17 protein-coding genes are annotated in these 17,510 nt (G+C 71.2%); 6 read left to right on the top strand and 11 right to left on the bottom strand.

Features of this window, described 5'->3' with window-relative positions:
• The first annotated feature begins 4 nt into the window (after positions 1-4).
• The 4 genes from ACFSZT_RS17740 to ACFSZT_RS17725 are packed head-to-tail and all read left to right on the top strand — an operon-like array spanning position 5 to position 4,570.
• Positions 5-1,027: a phosphotransferase family protein gene (locus ACFSZT_RS17740; RefSeq protein ID WP_377390436.1), complete on the top strand. Its 1,023-nt coding sequence runs from the start codon at positions 5-7 to the stop codon at positions 1,025-1,027.
• Entirely contained in the window at positions 1,027-2,235 is a 1,209-nt protein-coding gene (locus ACFSZT_RS17735; RefSeq protein WP_377390434.1) for an acyl-CoA dehydrogenase family protein, read from the top strand. The genes ACFSZT_RS17740 and ACFSZT_RS17735 overlap by 1 nt, the downstream gene beginning before the upstream one ends.
• Positions 2,235-3,431, top strand: coding sequence for an acyl-CoA dehydrogenase family protein (locus tag ACFSZT_RS17730; protein WP_377390432.1), 1,197 nt, complete (start codon positions 2,235-2,237; stop codon positions 3,429-3,431). Before ACFSZT_RS17735 ends, ACFSZT_RS17730 begins: the two co-directional genes overlap by 1 nt.
• A complete protein-coding gene (locus tag ACFSZT_RS17725) occupies positions 3,428-4,570 on the top strand; it encodes an acyl-CoA dehydrogenase family protein (protein ID WP_377390430.1) in 1,143 nt (380 codons plus the stop codon). Before ACFSZT_RS17730 ends, ACFSZT_RS17725 begins: the two co-directional genes overlap by 4 nt.
• Here the strand turns inward: ACFSZT_RS17725 and cutA are convergent.
• The 5 genes from cutA to ACFSZT_RS17700 all read right to left on the bottom strand — a co-directional run bounded on the left by cutA (position 4,567) and on the right by ACFSZT_RS17700 (position 7,870).
• A complete protein-coding gene (gene cutA / locus ACFSZT_RS17720; protein WP_377390428.1) occupies positions 4,567-4,887 on the bottom strand; it encodes a divalent-cation tolerance protein CutA in 321 nt (106 codons plus the stop codon). The two genes, ACFSZT_RS17725 and cutA, sit on opposite strands and share 4 nt — an antisense overlap.
• A 32-nt stretch (positions 4,888-4,919) precedes the next feature.
• Positions 4,920-5,480 (bottom strand): HD domain-containing protein, encoded by a 561-nt coding sequence (locus ACFSZT_RS17715; protein ID WP_377390426.1) that lies wholly within the window; start codon positions 5,478-5,480, stop codon positions 4,920-4,922.
• A gap of 11 nt (positions 5,481-5,491) precedes the next feature.
• A complete protein-coding gene (locus tag ACFSZT_RS17710) occupies positions 5,492-6,277 on the bottom strand; it encodes an SDR family oxidoreductase (protein ID WP_377390424.1) in 786 nt (261 codons plus the stop codon).
• Positions 6,274-7,026, bottom strand: coding sequence for an SDR family oxidoreductase (locus ACFSZT_RS17705; protein WP_377390422.1), 753 nt, complete (start codon positions 7,024-7,026; stop codon positions 6,274-6,276). Before ACFSZT_RS17705 ends, ACFSZT_RS17710 begins: the two co-directional genes overlap by 4 nt.
• 35 nt (positions 7,027-7,061) lie before the next feature.
• Positions 7,062-7,870, bottom strand: a protein-coding gene (locus ACFSZT_RS17700) for an IS5 family transposase (RefSeq protein ID WP_377478151.1) whose coding sequence is annotated in 2 segments (ribosomal slippage) — positions 7,062-7,528 and positions 7,528-7,870 — 810 coding nt in all. Because the reading frame shifts where the segments join, the coding sequence is not laid out codon by codon here.
• A 75-nt stretch (positions 7,871-7,945) separates the two neighbouring features.
• Here ACFSZT_RS17700 and ACFSZT_RS17695 point away from each other — a divergent pair.
• Together ACFSZT_RS17695 and ACFSZT_RS17690 are read left to right on the top strand one after the other, a co-directional pair.
• Positions 7,946-8,560 carry a TetR/AcrR family transcriptional regulator gene (locus ACFSZT_RS17695; RefSeq protein ID WP_377388633.1) on the top strand — a complete coding sequence of 205 codons (615 nt, stop codon included), beginning with the start codon at positions 7,946-7,948 and terminating at the stop codon, positions 8,558-8,560.
• 990 nt (positions 8,561-9,550) lie between these two features.
• Positions 9,551-10,018, top strand: coding sequence for a nucleoside deaminase (locus ACFSZT_RS17690; protein WP_377388634.1), 468 nt, complete (start codon positions 9,551-9,553; stop codon positions 10,016-10,018).
• 63 nt (positions 10,019-10,081) lie between these two features.
• Here ACFSZT_RS17690 and ACFSZT_RS17685 read toward each other — a convergent pair whose 3' ends face one another.
• The 6 genes from ACFSZT_RS17685 to ACFSZT_RS17660 are packed head-to-tail and all read right to left on the bottom strand — an operon-like array spanning position 10,082 to position 17,508.
• Positions 10,082-10,723, bottom strand: coding sequence for a TetR/AcrR family transcriptional regulator (locus tag ACFSZT_RS17685; RefSeq protein ID WP_377388636.1), 642 nt, complete (start codon positions 10,721-10,723; stop codon positions 10,082-10,084).
• A complete protein-coding gene (locus ACFSZT_RS17680) occupies positions 10,720-11,553 on the bottom strand; it encodes an SDR family oxidoreductase (protein ID WP_377388638.1) in 834 nt (277 codons plus the stop codon). Before ACFSZT_RS17680 ends, ACFSZT_RS17685 begins: the two co-directional genes overlap by 4 nt.
• A 17-nt stretch (positions 11,554-11,570) precedes the next feature.
• Positions 11,571-12,728, bottom strand: coding sequence for an acyl-CoA dehydrogenase family protein (locus ACFSZT_RS17675; protein WP_377389023.1), 1,158 nt, complete (start codon positions 12,726-12,728; stop codon positions 11,571-11,573).
• 2 nt (positions 12,729-12,730) lie between these two features.
• A complete protein-coding gene (locus ACFSZT_RS17670; RefSeq protein ID WP_377388640.1) occupies positions 12,731-14,746 on the bottom strand; it encodes an acetyl/propionyl/methylcrotonyl-CoA carboxylase subunit alpha in 2,016 nt (671 codons plus the stop codon).
• A gap of 9 nt (positions 14,747-14,755) precedes the next feature.
• Entirely contained in the window at positions 14,756-16,363 is a 1,608-nt protein-coding gene (locus ACFSZT_RS17665; RefSeq protein WP_377388642.1) for an acyl-CoA carboxylase subunit beta, read from the bottom strand.
• Positions 16,360-17,508 (bottom strand): acyl-CoA dehydrogenase family protein, encoded by a 1,149-nt coding sequence (locus ACFSZT_RS17660; protein ID WP_377389025.1) that lies wholly within the window; start codon positions 17,506-17,508, stop codon positions 16,360-16,362. The genes ACFSZT_RS17665 and ACFSZT_RS17660 overlap by 4 nt, the downstream gene beginning before the upstream one ends.
• Positions 17,509-17,510: the final 2 nt, after the last annotated feature.

Genomic DNA, 17,510 nt, shown 5'->3' with positions numbered 1-17,510 from the left:
TCAGATGAGCGAAGCGGATCCGCCGGGCCTGGATCTGCGGCGCCTGCGCGCACACCTCGACCGGGAGCTGCCCGGCACGGTCAGCGGCCCGCTGGCGGCCGACATCGTGGAGGGCGGCCGGTCGAACCTCACCTACATCGTCACCGACGGCGCCCGCCGCTGGGTCGTGCGCAGGCCGCCGCTCGGGCACGTCCTGCCGACCGCCCACGACATGCGCCGCGAATTCCGCGTCCTGAGCGCACTCGGCCCCACGACCGTCCCGGTGCCGCCGACCCTGCTGCTGTGTGAGGACGACGCGGTGATCGGCGCGCAGTTCTACGTCATGGACTTCGTCGAGGGCACGCCGTTCCGCACGAAGGAGCAGCTGGAACCGCTCGGTGCCGAGCGCACCCGCGCCATCGCCGACGCCCTCGTCGACACGCTGGTCGACCTGCACGCCGTCGACTACGACTCGGTCGGGCTGGGCGATTTCGGTCGCCCCGCCGGGTTCCTCGAGCGCCAGCTGCGCCGGTGGAAGAAGCAGCTCGACGCCTCCCGCAGCCGCGACCTGCCCGGCATCGAGGAGCTGCACGAGCGGCTCGCCGCGAGGATCCCCGTCTCCCCCGAACCGGCGATCGTGCACGGCGACTACCGGCTCGACAACGTCCTCGTGGGCACCGACGACCGGATCAAGGCCGTGCTCGACTGGGAGATGTCGACGCTCGGCGATCCGCTCACCGATCTCGCGCTGCTCGTCGCCTACGCCGAGCGCCGCACGCTCGACCTGAGCTTCGTCAGCAACGTCAGTGCCGCACCGGGCTATCCGGGCACCGACGAGCTGATCGACCGCTACACCCGCCGCTCCGGCCGGGACGTCTCCGCGCTGAACTGGTACATCGGCTTCGCGTTCTTCAAGCTGGCCGTGATCCTGGAGGGCATCTACTACCGGTTCAGCCAGGGCCAGACCGTCGGCTCCGGCTTCGAGGAGATCGGCGCCGGAGTGCCTCCGCTGGTGGCGCACGGCAACGCGACGCTCAAGGAGGACTGATGGATTTCGCCTTCGACGCCAAGACCGAGCAACTGCGCGAGCGCCTGCTGGAGTTCATGGACTCCCACGTCTACCCCGCCGAACCGGTGTTCCGGGACCAGCTGGAGGCGCGGGAGAACCCGTGGGCGAGCGTGCCGGTCGTCGAGGACCTCAAGACGGAGGCCCGCAAGCGCGGACTGTGGAACTTCTTCCTGCCGGGCGAGCTCGGCGCGGGACTGACCAACCTCCAGTACGCCCCGCTGGCCGAGATCACCGGCCGCAGCCCGGCGCTCGCGCCCGTAGCGCTGAACTGCTCGGCGCCGGACACCGGCAACATGGAGGTGCTGGCCATGTTCGGCACCGAGCAGCAGCGCAAGCAGTGGCTGCAGCCGTTGCTGGACGGCGAGATCCGGTCGGCGTTCGCGATGACCGAGCCGGACGTCGCGTCCTCGGACGCCCGCAACATCGCGACCCGCATCGAGCGCGACGGCGGCGACTACGTCATCAACGGGCGCAAGTGGTTCATCTCCGGCGCCATGAGCCCGGACTGTCGGATCTTCATCGTCATGGGCAAGACCGATCCGGATGCCGAGCCGCACCGGCAGCAGAGCATGGTGCTGGTCCCCCGCGACACTCCCGGCGTGCACGTCAAGCGCGGCATGCACGTCTTCGGCTACACCGACGGCGATCACGGCGGTCACGCCGAGGTGATCTTCGAGGACGTGCGGGTGCCCGCCGAGAACCTCATCGGCGAGGAGGGCGGTGGATTCGCCATCGCGCAGGCCCGCCTCGGTCCCGGCCGTATCCACCACTGCATGCGCCTGCTGGGCATGGCCGAGCGGGCGATCGAGCTGATGTGCCGGCGCGCCGTGTCCCGGGAGGCGTTCGGCAAGCCGCTGGCCCGGCAGGGCGTGATCCAGGAATGGATCGCCGAGTCGCGCGTGACGGTCGAGTCGCTGCGGCTGCTGGTCCTCAAGACCGCGTGGCTCATGGACACCGTGGGCAACCAGGGCGCCCACACCGAGATCCAGGCCATCAAGATCGCCACCCCCGCCGCCGTGGAGAAGATCCTGGACCGGGCAATCCAGGTGCACGGAGCCGGCGGAGTGAGCCAGGACTTCCCGCTCGCCGAACTGTGGGCGGCCGCGCGCATGCTCCGGCTGGCCGACGGCCCCGACGAGGTCCACAAGCGTTCCCTTGCCCGCCGCGAACTCAAGAGGTATCTGTGATGACCGGACAATCCACAGTGGACGCAGCCGAGCTGCGGGAGCGGGTGGCCAGGCTGCTCGCCGAGCACGACCCCGCGACCACCGACCGGCTGGAGTTCCTGCGCGCCCGGTTCGACGCCGGCCTGGCGTGGGTGCACTTCCCCGTCGGCCTGGGCGGGCTCGACGCGCCGCGCGAACTGCAGTCGGTTGTGGATGCGGAGCTGGCCGCCGCGGGCGCCCCGGACAACAACCCGCGCCGGATCGGCATCGGCCTGGGCATGGCGGCGCCGACCATCCTGCGGTTCGCGAGTGACGAGCTGAAGCAGCGCCTGCTCCGTCCGTTGTGGACGGGCGAGGAGGTGTGGTGCCAGCTGTTCAGCGAACCGGGCGCCGGATCGGACCTCGCCGCGCTCGCCACACGGGCGGTGCGCGACGGGGACGACTGGATCGTCAACGGGCAGAAGGTGTGGACCTCCAGCGCGCACACGGCACAATGGGCGATCCTGGTGACCCGCACCGACCCGGACGTGCCCAAGCACAAGGGCATGACCTACTTCGTGTGCGACATGACCCAACCCGGCGTCGAGGTCCGGCCGCTGCGGCAGATCACCGGTGAGGCCGAGTTCAACGAGGTGTTCCTCACCGACGTCCGCATCCCCGACGCCCACCGCCTCGGCGAGATCGGCGACGGCTGGCGGGTGGCGCAGACGACGCTCATGAACGAGCGGGTCGCGATCGGCGGCAACGCGCTGCCGCGCGAGGGCGGCATGGTCGGCAAGGTTGCCGCCACCTGGCGGGCCAACCCGGGCACACGCACACCCGAGCTGCACGACAGGCTGCTCCGGTTGTGGATCGAGGCCGAGGCGTTCCGGCTGGCGGGCGCGCGCCTGCGCCAGCAGCTCGCCGTCGGGCAGCCGGGCCCGGAGGGCTCGGGCATGAAGCTCGCGTTCGCGCGGCTGTCACAGGCCCTCTCGGGGCTGGAAGTCGAACTGCTCGGCGACGACGGCCTGCGCTACGACGACTGGACGATGCGCAGGCCCGAGCTGGTGGACTTCACCGGCCGCGAGGCGGGTTACCGCTACCTGCGTGCGCGCGGGAACTCCATCGAGGGCGGTACCTCGGAGATCCTGCGCAACATCATCGCCGAGCGCGTGCTCGGGCTGCCCTCCGAGCCGCGCACCGACAAGGACGTCGCCTGGAAGGACCTGCCCCGATGACCACGAACTCTGCGGCGACGCCGGCCGACCTGCTCTACTCCGACGTCGAGACGGACCTGCGGGCCAGTGTGCGCGACCTGCTGGCCGACCGGTGCTCCCCGGCCGCCCTGCTCGCCCGTGTGGAAAGCGACGAACCCTATGACCTGAAGTTGTGGCGCACACTCGCCGTCGAGCTCGGGACCGCTGGACTTGCCGTCCCCGAGGAACTGGGCGGTCAGGGCGCGTCCGTCCGGGAGACCGCGCTCGTGCTCGAGGAGCTCGGCCGCGCCGTGGCACCCGTGCCGTTCCTCGGCAGCGCCGTGCTGGCGACCTCGGCGCTGCTGGGGTGTGACACCGGCACCGATGCGGTCGCGGCACTGCTGCGCCGGCTCGCATCCGGGGAGGCCGTCGGTGCGCTGGCGGTGCCGCTCTCGACCGCGCCGGGCTCGCCGTTCTCCGGGACTGTGGAGGTGTCCGGCGACGGCACGCTGACCGGCTCGGTGCGTTCGGTCGCCGACGGCGCGCTGGCCGAGGTGCTCGTCGTGCCCGCCACCGGCTCCGACGGTCCCGGGTTGTACGCGGTCGAGCCGGCCGGCGGTGGTGTGTCGGTCAGCGAGCCGGTCTCGTTCGATCTCACGCGCCGGATCGCGGACATCACCTTCTCCGGGGCGCGGGCCACGCGGCTGGCAGGGGAAGAGCAGGCACGCGCGGCCCTCGACCGCGCGCTGCTCACCGGCGCCGGGCTGTTGGCCTCCGAACAGCTCGGGGTCGCGCAGTGGTGCCTCGACGAAACGGTCGACTACGTGAAGAACCGCTACCAGTTCGGCAGGCCGGTCGGGTCGTTCCAGGCGCTGAAGCACCGGATCGCCGACGTGTGGCTGGAGCTCGTCGCCGCCCGCGCGGCGGCACGGTATGCCGCGGACACGCTGTCGCGCGGCGACGCCGACGCTCCGGTGGCGGTCGCGATGGCCCAGTCGTACTGCGCGGAGACCGCCGTCCACGCCGCCGAGGAGTGCATCCAGCTGCACGGCGGCATCGGCATGACGTGGGAGCATCCCGCGCATCTGTATCTCAAGCGCGCCAAGGCGAGCCAGCTCGCGCTCGGCACGCCGGGCAGGCACCGCGCCACGCTCGCCGGGCTCGTCGATCTCCCCGGCTAGCGTGTCTCGGCGACGAGCCAGGAGAGGTAGTCGTCGTTGCCCCCGGTGACGGGGGTGACGACGACCTCGGGGACGTCGTAGGTGTGCTTCTCGGTGAGCAGGGCGACGAGCGCGTCGGCCCGGTCCGCGGCGGTCTTGACCTCGACTCGCCATTCCCGCTCGGTCTCCACGGCACCCTCCCAGCGGTAGACACTGGTGATGGGTCCGACGATCTGCGCGCACGCGCCGAGACGCGCCTCGACGGCAGCGGCCGCCAGGCCGCGCGCGGCCTCCTCGGAGTCGGTGGTGGTCACCACGACGACGTGATCGTTAGCCATACCGCCAACCCTACGATCCGGCGCGGAGGCGATCAGCCTTCCCGCCACGCGAGCGGGGACACGGTGACGGCCGCCTCGGCGATCCGCCGGGCGGTCGCGGTGGTGATGCCGCTCCGGGCGCTGGCGATCCACTCGTCCACCCGCTCGACACCGAGCTCCCGGTACTCCACCGCCTGCAGCAGCATCTCGAGTTTGTCGGCGTCGCGGGCGCAGCGCGCCTCCGGCGACTCGGCCGCCTCGTACTCCGCGACGGCGTCGCGCACGGCCCGCCGCGCCCGATCGGGCAGCGCGGCGGTCTGGTCGGCGGTGATCCGCTCGGGGTCCGGCTTGTCGAGGTAAGCGGTGGCCGTGTGCGGTAGATCGCCGGTGCGCGTCTCCTGCATGTCGTGCCACAGCGCCAGGAACGCCGCCCGCTCCGGCACCGCGCCCTCCTCGGTGGCGAGCAGCGCGGCGAGCTGCGCGACGCGCATCGTGTGCTCGGCGACGGACTCCGGGTCGCGCACACCGGCGTGCCACCACCCGGCTCGGCGGAGGCGTTTGAGCACGCCGAGCTCGTAGGCGAACGCGGCCGTCGCCGCCGCCGGATCGGTCACCGCCGCCTCCCTCAGCCGCCCTCGACCTGCTCGATCTTGCGCTGGAGCTTGTTCATGCCGGCCAGCCAGCGTTCGTTCTCGGTGGCACGGGTGGCGTAGTACCCGGCCACCTCGGGGTGCGGCAGGATGAGGAACCGCCCGTCCCGCAGGCCCTCGAGCACGGTGTGCGCCACCTGGTCCGGCTCGATCGCCGAGGCTCCCATGATCAGCTCGCCCGCGGCGCCCGTGTCGGCGAGCATCCTCGTGCGCACTCCCTGCGGGCACACCGCCTGCACCGTGATGCCACGGTGCCGGTAGGTCGCCGACAACCATTCGGCGAACGCCAGCGCGCCGTGCTTGGTGACCGAGTACGGCGCCGAGCCGAGATTGGTGAGCAGCCCGGCGGCGGAGACGGTGGCCAGGAAGTGCCCGCGGCCGCGGGCGAGCCAGCCGGGCAGCAGCTCCCGGGCGGCCCGCACGTGTGCCATCACGTTGACCTCCCAGGACAACGCCCACACGTCCTCGGGGGCGTCGGGCCCGCCAGGCCGCGCGACGCCCGCGTTCGCGCAGAACAGGTCGATCTCGCCGAGCTCCTCACGGGCCCGCGCGACGAGCCGCCGCACGCCCTTCTCGCTCGCGGCGTCCCCGGCGACCGCCACGCCGCCGACCTCCGCGGCGACCGCCTCGAGGTCGGACACCTCGAGGTCGGCCAGTACCAGCCGCGCTCCCTCGGCCGCGAAGACGCGGGCGAGCGCGGCGCCGATCCCGCCACCACCGCCGGTGATGACGACGCCGGCCCCCGACAGATCCAGACTCACAGCCCACCGCCCAGTGTGACGCCGCCGTCGAGCACGAGGGTCTGGCCCGTCATCCACCCCGCCTGCTCGGAGAGCAGGAACGCGACGGCTCCCGCGATGTCGGACGGCACACCGAGCCGCTTCATCGGGTACGCCGACGCGACCTCCTGCTCCTTGCCCTCGTACAGCGCGGTCGCGAACTTGGTCTTGACCACGGCGGGCGCCACGGCGTTGACCCGGATCCCGGGTGCCAGCTCCTCGGCCAGCTCCATCGTGAGCCGGATGAGCGCGGCCTTGCTGACGCCGTACATGCCGATGCCGGGCGAGGTTCGCAGCCCGGCGACGGAGGCGACGTTGACGATCGCGCCGCCGTGCTCGCCCATCCACGCGTCCCGGACCTTACGCGTCCACGCCAGCGGCGACAGCACGTTGACGGTGAGGATCTTGGCCGCGGCCGCCTCGTCGCACTCGACGACAGGGCCGTACACGGGGTTCACGCCGGTGTTGTTGACCAGGAAGTCGACGCTGCCGAACGTCTCGATCGTGCGCGCGACCGTCTCGTCCTGGTGGTCGGCGTCGTCGGCCTTGCCGGGCACGCCGAGCGCGACCTGCTCACCACCGAGCTGCTCGACCGCCTCGGCGAGTGGTTCGGGTTTGCGCGCCGTGATGCACACCTTGGCTCCGCGCTCCACCAGTTCCTTGGCGATGCCGAGCCCGATGCCGCGGCTCGCTCCGGTCACGATGGCGACCCGATCCTTGAGTGAGTTCACCGCTGCCGATCTCCAATCCCCGCTAAGAGCATGTCTCATTTCGCGAGTTTCTTGAAGCAGGTGAGGGCTGCGGCGAGAGTGAGGAAGGCGCAGAAGTGGTTGGCGTAGCGCTCGTAGCGTATGGTCAATCGTCGGTATCCGAACAGCCACGCGATACATCGTTCGATGACCCAGCGGTGCTTGCCGAGTTTCTGGCTGGATTCGATGCCTTTGCGGGCGATGCGCACGGTGATTCCTTGCTTGCGTACCCAGTCTCGGAGTTCGGCCTGGTCGTAGGCTTTGTCGGCGTGGAGCTTGTCCGGCTTGCGCCGGCGGGGCCCCCGCCGGGAGTTCACGGCGGGGATGGCCAGAATCAGCGGTTTGAGGGCGTGCGCGTCGTTGGTGTTCGCGGCCGAGATCGCGACCGCCAGCGGCAGTCCCGCCCGGTCGGACAGTGCATGGATCTTCGAGCCGGGTTTCCCGCGGTCCACAGGACTGGGACCGGTCAGAGATCCCCCCTTTTGGCCCTGACGGAGGCTCCGTCCAGGACCGCGCGGGACCAGTCGATCATTCCCTGGCTGCCGAGTTCATCGAGTACCGCGCGATGCAACCTGCGCCATAATCCGGCTTTCGTCCACTCGGTGAAGCGACGATGCGCGGTCGGGACCTTCACTCCGAAGCTGGGTGGCAGGTGTCGCCAAGCGCACCCGCTTGTCAGCACGAACACGATCGCGGTGAACACAGCACGATCATCCACGCGCGACCGTCCGCCTCCCTGCGGACGAACCTGATGCGCAGGGACCAGCGGTTCGACCAGTGCCCACAGCTCATCAGGCACCAACCGCCGCGACAACTCATCAACCACGAACCAAGATCATGCCCGCAACCCAACCAAGATCCAAACGAGACACGCTCTAAGCGAATGCTTACAATCCCACGCATGTCGATGTCGATGCCGGCCGAGCTGTGGCCGGATGTGCAGCCGGACGCGGCGCGAAGGCTGATGCTCGCCGGGGTGGAGTCGTTCGCGCGGCGCGGATACCACGCCACCACCACACGCGACATCGCGAGCGCCGCCGGCATGAGTCCCGCCGCGCTGTACGTGCACTTCCCGTCCAAGGCGGCCCTGTTGTTCGCCATCAGCCGCAGCGGCCACGAGCGGGTGCTGGCGCTCGTGGAGCGCGCGGCGGCCAGCTCGGACGACACGGTGGACGCCATGCGGGACATCGTCGAGCAGTTCGTCATGTGGCACGCGCGACGGCACACCGTGGCGCGCGTGGTGCAGTACGAGCTGGGAGCACTGCCGGAGGATGAGTACCGGGTGGTGGCCGATCTGCGGCGCGGCATCGAACGCATCGTGCGCGACCTGGTGGAGCGCGGACTCGAGGAAGGCGTGTTCACCGTTTCCGACGCCCACACGGCCGCCCGCGCGGTGCTGTCGCTGGGCGTCGACGTCGCGCGGTGGTACTCCGACCGCGCGCGCCAGACCCCGGAGGCGCTCGGCCGCGAGTACGGCGAGCTCGCGCTGCGCATGCTCGGCGCCAAGACGTCCTGACCGCAGCCCACGCGCACCTCCCGCCATCGTTGCCGCGGCGCCATACTAAGCGCGCGCTCACCGGCGCGCCAGCCCCTGACGACCGGCGCGCCGCTGTTCCGCCACCGTGGGCGGGGCCGTTCACCGCAGCACCCGCCCGAGGCGGCGTCGTCACACCGCCGATCGGCACACCCGCGGGCCGCACCCGTCGTCGCCGGCCTCCCGGCCCCGTCGGCCGGAGGACTTTTCCGCGCGGGTGCCGCGGACGGTCCGTAGTGGACATACCAGTGCCCGGCGGCGGCCCGGTGCTCCGCGCAGTAGCGGGAGTCCGCTGTGGACGCCCGCCACGGAGGACCCGGCTCGTCAGCCCCGCGTAGGCGCAGGTGACGAAGGTCTGCACACCGACGGCGACGTCGGTCACGTTCTCGGCCGTGACATCCCAGCTCGCAGCCGACCAGGTGCCGTCCTCGTTCTCGGTCAGGCCCGAGGGCGGCGAGCCGAGGACGTCGACCTTGCCGATCTCGTTCGACTGCGGCCAGGCGCCGTGCCGCCCTGCGGTCGCCGCGGTCGCACCGAGCAGCAGCGCGGATCCGACAACGGCTGCGGCAACGGCGATGGTCTTCTTTGCCATTCCTGACGTCCTTTTCTCCACGACGAGGACCGTCCGCACCGGACCGCCGGCATACCGATCGTTCCCATGTGGACACTGTGGAGCCCTGTCGGCGGAGAGGGTCCGCGACGACGAGGCACACGGACGCCCGCCGGAACGGAGGCCGTGACGCCGTTCTTCTCGGGAGAGAACCCGGTCACGAATCGAGGAAAGCGCGCACCGAGTTTCCTCTCGCACCCGATCCCGGCTGCGAACCGCCGGTGTTTTTCCTGATCCATCCCGGTCACTCCGAGTGCACGGACGTCACCCGTAGTCACCTTGAATGGACTAGTCCACGTGTGGCCGGGAGAACGCGACTCCGGTATTGCGGCCGGGGCTCACCCGGGACGAGAGTGAGTCCCATGAACCCGATCCGCTACGCCGACCTGCTGTCCGTCGCCAAGGAGCAAGCCCGCCTCGGCGCCGCCGAAGGCGGACTGCCCATCGGCGCGGCCCTGTTCACGGCGGGTGGCGACCTCCTCGGCCGCGGGCGCAACCGGCGGGTCCAGGACGGTGACCCGTCCATGCACGCCGAGACCAGCGCCTTCCGCAATGCCGGCCGCCGCCCGCACTACCGCGACACGATCATGGTGACCACGCTCTCGCCGTGCTGGTACTGCAGCGGCCTCGTCCGGCAGTTCGGCATCGGGCACGTGGTGATCGGCGAGGCCAGGACCTTCTCCGGCGGCCACGAGTGGCTGGCCGAGAACGGGGTGGCGATCACCGTGCTCGACGACCCCGAGTGTGCCGAGCTCATGGAGGGGTTCGTCCGCGCTCACCCGGAACTCTGGTTCGAGGACATCGGCGCCGAGACTCCGGCGACGGAGTGAGCCGGTGGCCGGCCACGCCCACGCCGGCCACGCCCACGCCGGCCACGCGCACGGGTCCACCGGTCACGTGCCGGGGACACCTGCTCCGGGCCGGGCAGTGGCCGTGACGGTCGGTTCGAGCAGCGTCGCCCACTGCCGCGCGATCTGCCTGCGCCGCGGGGTGTCGTCGGTGAGCAGGTTGGCGAGACCGAGGCCGCGCGCGAGATCGAGCGTGGCCTGCACGGTCTCGCGCACCCCGGGTCGTGACTCGTCGGCGCCGAGCAGCTCGACCGCCACCCGGTGGGCCTCCCGCCCGACCCGTGCCTGCAGCGGCAGGAGGACATCGCGCAGGCCGGCGTCGGTCGATGCCGCCACCCACAGGTGCAGGGCCGCGCGGAACGTCTCGCCCGCGTAGAGATCGAGCAGCATCTCGGCCACCGGCAGCGCACGCGACGGCCCGGCGGGCAGGGCGGCCGCACGCGCGCGCAGCTCGGCGATCTGCTCGTCGCCGAGATGCTCGACGGCCGCGACCACCAGATCCTCCCGGGTCGGGAAGTGGTGCTGCGCCGCGCCGCGCGAGACTCCCGCTCGCTCGGCGACCTCGGCCACCGTCGTGCCCTGCCAGCCGCGTTCGGCCAGGCATTGCACGACGGCGCCGATCAGCTTGCGCCGGGTGGTGCGGCTGCGCTCCTGCCGCGGCTCGCGCAGCGGTTCCCTCGTGGTCAAGCCGGATCCACCCAGAAGTCCAGTTGCAGCTCCCCGTCGCCGGGCTCCACGCGGTATGTCGCCAGATCGGTGACGCCCTCGGCGGCGAGCACCTCGTCGTCGATGAGGAAGCCACCGGTGAGCTCCCGGCTCGGCTTGGTGAGGACGGCGTGCGCCGCGTCGGCCATGATCTGCGGAGTGCGTGACCGGCTGGTGAGCTCGGCCCCCACCACGTTCCGGATCGCCGCCGTGTCGATGGTCGTGCGCGGCCACAGCGAGTTGACGGCGATGCCGTCGCCGCGCAGCTCCGCGGCGAGGCCGACGGTGACCAGGCTCATCGAGTACTTCGCGATGCTGTAGGCGAGATGCCCGGCGGTGAACCACTTCTCCTCGAGGCGGATGGGCGGCGAGAGGGTGAGGATGTGCGGATTGACCGCGGCACGCAGGTGCGGGATCGCCGTGCGCGAGAGCAGGAACGTCCCGCGCGCGTTGATGTCCTGCATGAGGTCGTAGCGCTTCATCGGGATGTGCTCCGACGGCGTCAGGTCGATGGCGCTGGCGTTGTTGACGACGATGTCGATGCCGCCGAACTGCTCGACCGTTCTCGCCACGGCCGAGGCGACCGACTCGTCGTCGCGCACGTCCCCAACGATCGGCAGCGCCTGCCCACCGGCCTCCTCGATCGCCCGGGCGGCGGTGTGGATGGTGCCGGGCAGTTTCGGGTGCGGTTCGGCGGTCTTGGCGAGCAGCGCCACGTTGGCGCCGTCGCGAGCCGCCCGCACGGCGATCGCCTCGCCGATGCCCCGGCTGCCGCCGGAGATGATGAGCGTCCTGCCCGCGAGTGTGGTCATGTCCTGCCCTCCCCTGGTCAGTACGACTTGGGCAGGCCCAGACTGTGCTGGGCCACGAAGTTCAGCACCATCTCCCTGCTCACCGGTGCGATCCTGCCGACCCGCACGGCGCCGAGGAGCGTGCCGAGCCCGTACTCCGACGCGAGTCCGTTGCCACCGTGTGTCTGCACGGCCTGGTCCACCGCCCGGATCGCGGCCTCCGCCGCCGCGTACTTCGCCATGTTCGCGGCCTCACCGGCGCCGAAGTCGTCGCCGGAGTCGTAGAGCGCGGCCGCCTTCTGGGTCATGAGCTTGGCCATCTCCAGCTCGATCTTCACCTGCGCCAGCGGGTGCGCGATGCCCTGGTGGGAGCCGATCGGCGCGCCCCACACGCTGCGCTGCCTCGCGTAGGCCACACCCTTGTCGAGCGCGTAGCGCGCGATGCCCACGGAGAACGCCGCGCCCATGATGCGTTCCGGGTTGAGACCCGCGAACAGTTGCGCCAGGCCGGCGTCCTCGGAGCCGACGAGTGCCTCCGCGGGAAGGCGGACGTCGTCGAGGAACAGGCCGAACTGTTTGTCGGCCGAGACGAGATCCATCGGAATCTGCTTGTACTCGAAGCCGGGTGTGTCCGTGGGCACGATGAACAACGCCGGCTTCAGCTTGCCCGTGCGCGCGTCCTCGGTGCGGCCGACGATCAGCACGGCGTCGGCCTCGTCCACACCGGACACGAACACCTTGCGTCCGTTGAGGATCCAGTCGGAACCGTCGCGGGCGGCCGTGGTGGTGATCCGGTGCGCATTGGACCCGGCGTCGGGCTCGGTGATGCCGAACGCCATCCGCACGCTGCCGTCGGCGAATCGGGGCAGCCAGTGCTTGCGCTGCTCGTCGGTGCCGTAGCGGGCGATCACGGTCGCGCAGATCGCGGGCGACACGACCATGAGCAGCATCGGGGTGCCGGCCGCGCAGAACTCCTCGCACACGGCCGCGAGGTCGCCGATGCCCGCCCCGCCGCCGCCGTACTCCTCCGGCACGGACACCCCGAGGTAGCCGAGCCGGCCCGCCTCGTCCCACAGTTCGGTGGTGTGGCCGCCGCCGCGGGCCTTCTCGGCGTAGTACTCGTGGCCGTACTTGCGCGCGAGATCGGCGACCGCCTCGCGCAGTGCCTGCCGTTCCTCCGGCTCGGTGAAGCTCACCATCACTCCTCGTCTCCGCTGTCGGGGGCGTCCGGGTCGTCCTGGTCGGTGTCGTCCGGCTGGTCCCCGTCCGCGCTCACGATGGCCAGCACCGCGCCGAGGTCCACCTGCGTGCCCGCCACCACGGGCAGCCGGGTCACCACACCGGAGACGGGCGCGTCGATCCGGTGTTCCATCTTCATCGCCTCGAGCCACAACAGGGGCTTCCCGGCCTGCACGCGCTCACCCTCCGACACCGCGACGCGCACGACGGTGCCGGGCATCGGGGCCCGCAGCGATCCGGCACCCTGTTCCGCCTCCGGATCGGGGAACCGGGGCACGCGGGCCAGGCTCACGGCTCCGAGAGCCGAGTCGACGGCCACGAGCCCGGGATACGCGTCGACGTGGAACGCGCGCCGCACCCCATCGACCTCGAGCACCACTCGATCCGGCCGCGCCTCGACCAGCGCGACGCCGTCGTAGCCGTCCGCACGGAGGCCGTCCCGCGTCAGGCGGTAGCGAACGTCGTACTTCTGTCCGTTGTGGACGTACGACTTGCGTTGCGGCGCCGACGGGATGTTGCGCCACCCGCTCGGCAGTCCGCCCAGCACGCGGGCGCTCTCCCGGTTGCGTTCCGCCGTCGCGAGTGCCGCCGCGAGCACGGACAGCCGCACGGCCTCCGTTCCCGCGAGCGGGGCGAGAACGGCCGCGCGGTGCCGGTCGAGGAAGGCCGTGTCGGTCTCGCCCGCGAGGAACCCGGGATGCCGGAGCACGGCGACGAGCAGGTCCCGGTTGGTGGTCACGCCGTGGATCCGGGCCGCGGCCAGCGCGCCCGCGAGGCTGCGCGCCACGGCCGTGCGATCCGGTCCCCAGGCGATCACCTTCGCCAGCATGGCGTCGTAGTGCACGCCCACCACCGAGCCCGCCGTCACGCCGCTGTCGAGCCGCAGCGCGGGCCCGCGCGCGGGGACGGCGAACTCTGCCGCCACCCCCGGCACGTCGAAGGCGTGCAGCGTGCCGCTCTGGGGTTGCCAGTCCGCCGCCGGGTCCTCGGCGTAGAGCCGGACCTCGATGGCGTGTCCCTCGGTACGCGGCGGTTCCGCGGGCAACCGGCCGCCGTCGGCGATGCGCAGCTGCAGCTCGACGAGGTCGAGGCCGGTCGTGCACTCGGTGACCGGGTGCTCCACCTGCAGGCGCGTGTTCATCTCGAGGAAGAAGAACTCGTCACCGGCCGCGAGGAACTCCACCGTGCCCGCGCCGACGTAGCCGACCGCCTTGGCCGCCGCCCGCGCCGCCTCGAACAGCCGTGCCCGCATCGTCTCGCCGACGTACGGGGACGGGGCCTCCTCCACCACCTTCTGGTGCCGGCGCTGGATCGAGCACTCCCGCTCGCCCACCGCCCACACGGTTCCGTGGGTGTCGGCCAGGATCTGCACCTCGATGTGCCTGCCGGTCTCCAGATACCGCTCACAGAACACGGTCGGATCACCGAAGGCCGACTGCGCCTCCGCGCGCGCCCCCTCGACGGCCTCGGCCAGCGCCGCCCTGTCCCGCACCACGCGCATGCCGCGTCCACCGCCACCTGCCGACGCCTTGACCAGCACGGGCAGGTCGTCCTCGGTGACGGCGGCCGGGTCGAGCTCGGCCAGCACGGGCACACCGGCGCCGGACAGCAGCCGCTTCGAGGCGACCTTGGACCCCATGGTCTCGATGGCCTCGGGCGACGGCCCCACCCAGACGAGCCCGGCGTCGAGAACGGCGCGCGCGAAGTCGGCGTTCTCGGCGAGGAAGCCATAGCCGGGGTGCACGGCATCGGCACCGGCGGCCCGCGCCGCCCGCACCAGCGCCTCCGCCCGCAAGTAGGTGTCGGCGGGCGCGTCGCCGGGCAGCCGTACCGCCGCATCGGCCTCGGCGACGTGGGGCGAGCCGGCATCGGCGTCGGAGTACACCGCGACGGTGCCGATGCCGACGTCGCGGCACGTGCGGAAGATCCGCCGGGCGATCTCCCCGCGGTTGGCGACGAGCAGGTTCTCGATCACGGTCGCCCCTCACATCCGGAACACGCCGAAGCCGCTGCCGTCGAAACGGGCGCCCTCGACGACGTTGTTGTGGATCGCCGACAGGCACAGCCCCAGCACGGTCCGGGTGTCCCTCGGGTCGATGACGCCGTCGTCGTAGAGCCGTCCCGACAGGAACAGCGGCAACGACTCCGCCTCGATCTGCGCCTCGACAGCCTCGCGCATGGCGGCGTCGCCGTCCTCGTCGTAGACCTGTCTGCGGGACTGTGCCGCCGCGCGGGCCACAATGGACAGCACGCCCGCGAGCTGTTGCGGGCCCATCACGGCCGACTTCGCACTCGGCCAGGCGAACAGGAACCGGGGATCGTAGGCGCGGCCGCACATGCCGTAGTGACCGGCGCCGTAGGACGCCCCGATCAGCAGCGAGATGTGCGGCACCTTGCTGTTGGAGACCGCGTTGATCATCATCGCGCCGTGTTTGATGATGCCGCCCTGCTCGTAGTCCTTGCCGACCATGTAGCCGGTGGTGTTGTGGAGGAACAGCAGCGGGGTGTCCGACTGGTTGGCGAGCTGGATGAACTGGGTGGCCTTCTGCGACTCCTCGCTGAACAGCACGCCTCGCGCGTTGGCGAGAACGCCCACCGGGTAGCCGTGCACGCGCGCCCAGCCGGTGACGAGGCTCGTGCCGTAGGCGGGTTTGAACTCGTCCAACTCCGAGCCGTCGACCACCCGCGCCAGCACCTCGCGGGGGTCGAAGGGCACCTTGAGCCCATCCGGTACGACGCCGAGCAGATCGTCGCAGTCGTAGCGCGGCGGCACGGCCGGGCCGGGTTCCGGTCCCAGCTTGCGCCAGTTGAGCCTGCGGACGATGCTCCGTCCGATCCGGATCGCGTCCGGCTCGTCGCGCGCGAGGTAGTCGGCCAGGCCGGACACGCGGGCGTGCATCTCCGCGCCGCCGAGCGCCTCGTCGTCGGACTCCTCGCCGGTGGCCATCTTCACCAGCGGCGGTCCCCCGAGGAACACCTTGGACTGTCGCTCGATCATCACGACGTAGTCGGACATGCCGGGCACGTACGCACCGCCGGCCGTCGAATTGCCGAAGACCAGCGAGATCGTGGGAATCCCGGCTGCCGACAGTCGGGTCAGGTCCCGGAACAGGCGCCCGCCGGGGATGAAGATCTCCTTCTGGGTGGGCAGGTCGGCGCCACCGGACTCGACGAGGTTGATCACCGGCAACCGGTTCTGGAGCGCGATGTCCGCGGCGCGGAAGATCTTGCGGACCGTCCACGGGTTGCTGGATCCGCCGCGCACGGTCGGGTCGTGGCCGATGAGCAGGCATTCGACGCCCTCGACCACGCCGATCCCGGTCACCACACTGGCGCCCACCTGGAAGTCGCTGCCCCAGCCCGCCAGCGGGGACAGCTCCAGAAACGGCGAGTCCTCGTCGATCAGCAACTCGATCCGTTCGCGCACCAGCAGCTTGCCGCGGTCACGGTGCCGGTCGACGTATTTCGGCCCGCCACCCGCGACGGCCTTCGCGTGCTCGGCATCCAGTTCGGCGAGCTTGGCGAGCATCGCCTCACGGTTGGCGGCGAACTCCGCGCTCGCGGTGTCCATTGCAGACGTCAGCGCGGTCATGACGTGTAACCCAGCCGCTTGGCCGCCAGGCCGGTCAGGATCTCGGTGGTGCCGCCTCCGATGCCGAGGATCCTGATGTCCCGGTAATGCCGCTCCACTTCGGACTCGCTCATGTAGCCGAGCCCGCCGTGCAGCTGAACGGCCTCGTTGACCACCCACTCGGCGGCCTCGACGGCGGAGTTCTTCGCGAAGCACGCCTCGGCGATCACCTCGTCCCCGGCCGCGTGCCGCTGTGCGATGTGGCGCGTGTAGGTGCGCACGACGTCCACCTTCTGCGCCATTTCGGTGAGGGTGTGCTGGACGAGCTGGCGCGAGATCAGCGGCCTGCCGAACGTCTCCCGCATCCGGCACCACTCCACGGTGACGTCCAGCGCCCGCTGTGCGGTGGCGTAGGCCTGCACGGCCAGGGACAGCCGCTCGCTGACGAACTGTGTGGCGATCTGCGCGAACCCGCTGTTCTCCTCGCCGACGAGGTTCGCCGCGGGCACCCGTACGTCCACGTAGGACAGCTCGGCGGTGTCCGAGCAGCGCCACCCCATCTTGTCCAGTTTGCGCGTCACCGTGAACCCGGGGGTTCCCCGCTCGACCACGATCAGCGAGATCCCGTGTGCGCCCTTCTCTCCCGTGCGGACGGCGGTGGTGACGAAGTCGGCGCGGCAGCCCGACGTGATGAACGTCTTCGCGCCGTTGATGACGTACTCGTCACCCTCGCGGCGCGCGGTCGTCCGCAGCCCGGCGACGTCGGAGCCACCATCGGGCTCGGTGATGGCAAGCGAGCACACGAGGTCACCGGCGAGAGCGGGCCGGACCCATTTCTCGATCTGCGCCGGGTCGCCCGCCGCGGCGAGGTGCGGGACGGCGATGCCGCAGGTGAACAGCGACGCGGTCACCCCGCCCGACGCTCCGGCGTAGTGGATCTCCTCGGCGACGGTCAGCGCGTCGATGAAGTCACCCCCGCCACCGCCGACGGCATGCGGGAAGCCGACACCGAGCAGGCCGAGTTCGCCCGCCTTGCGGTGCAGCGACCGGGGCAGCTCCCCCTCGGCCTCCCACCGGTCGAGGTAGGGCAGCACCTCGGTCTCCACGAACCGGCGGACGGTCTTGCGCAGCTCCACCCGCTCCGGCGTGGCGAAGACCTCCGTCACCG

The sequence above is a fragment of the Prauserella oleivorans genome, assembly GCF_042685745.1.
In the GTDB taxonomy this organism is placed as follows: Bacteria; Actinomycetota; Actinomycetes; order Mycobacteriales; family Pseudonocardiaceae; genus Prauserella_A; species Prauserella_A oleivorans.
Note: the sequence above shows the minus strand (reverse complement) of the source record. Positions and strands in the feature narration are given on the sequence as shown.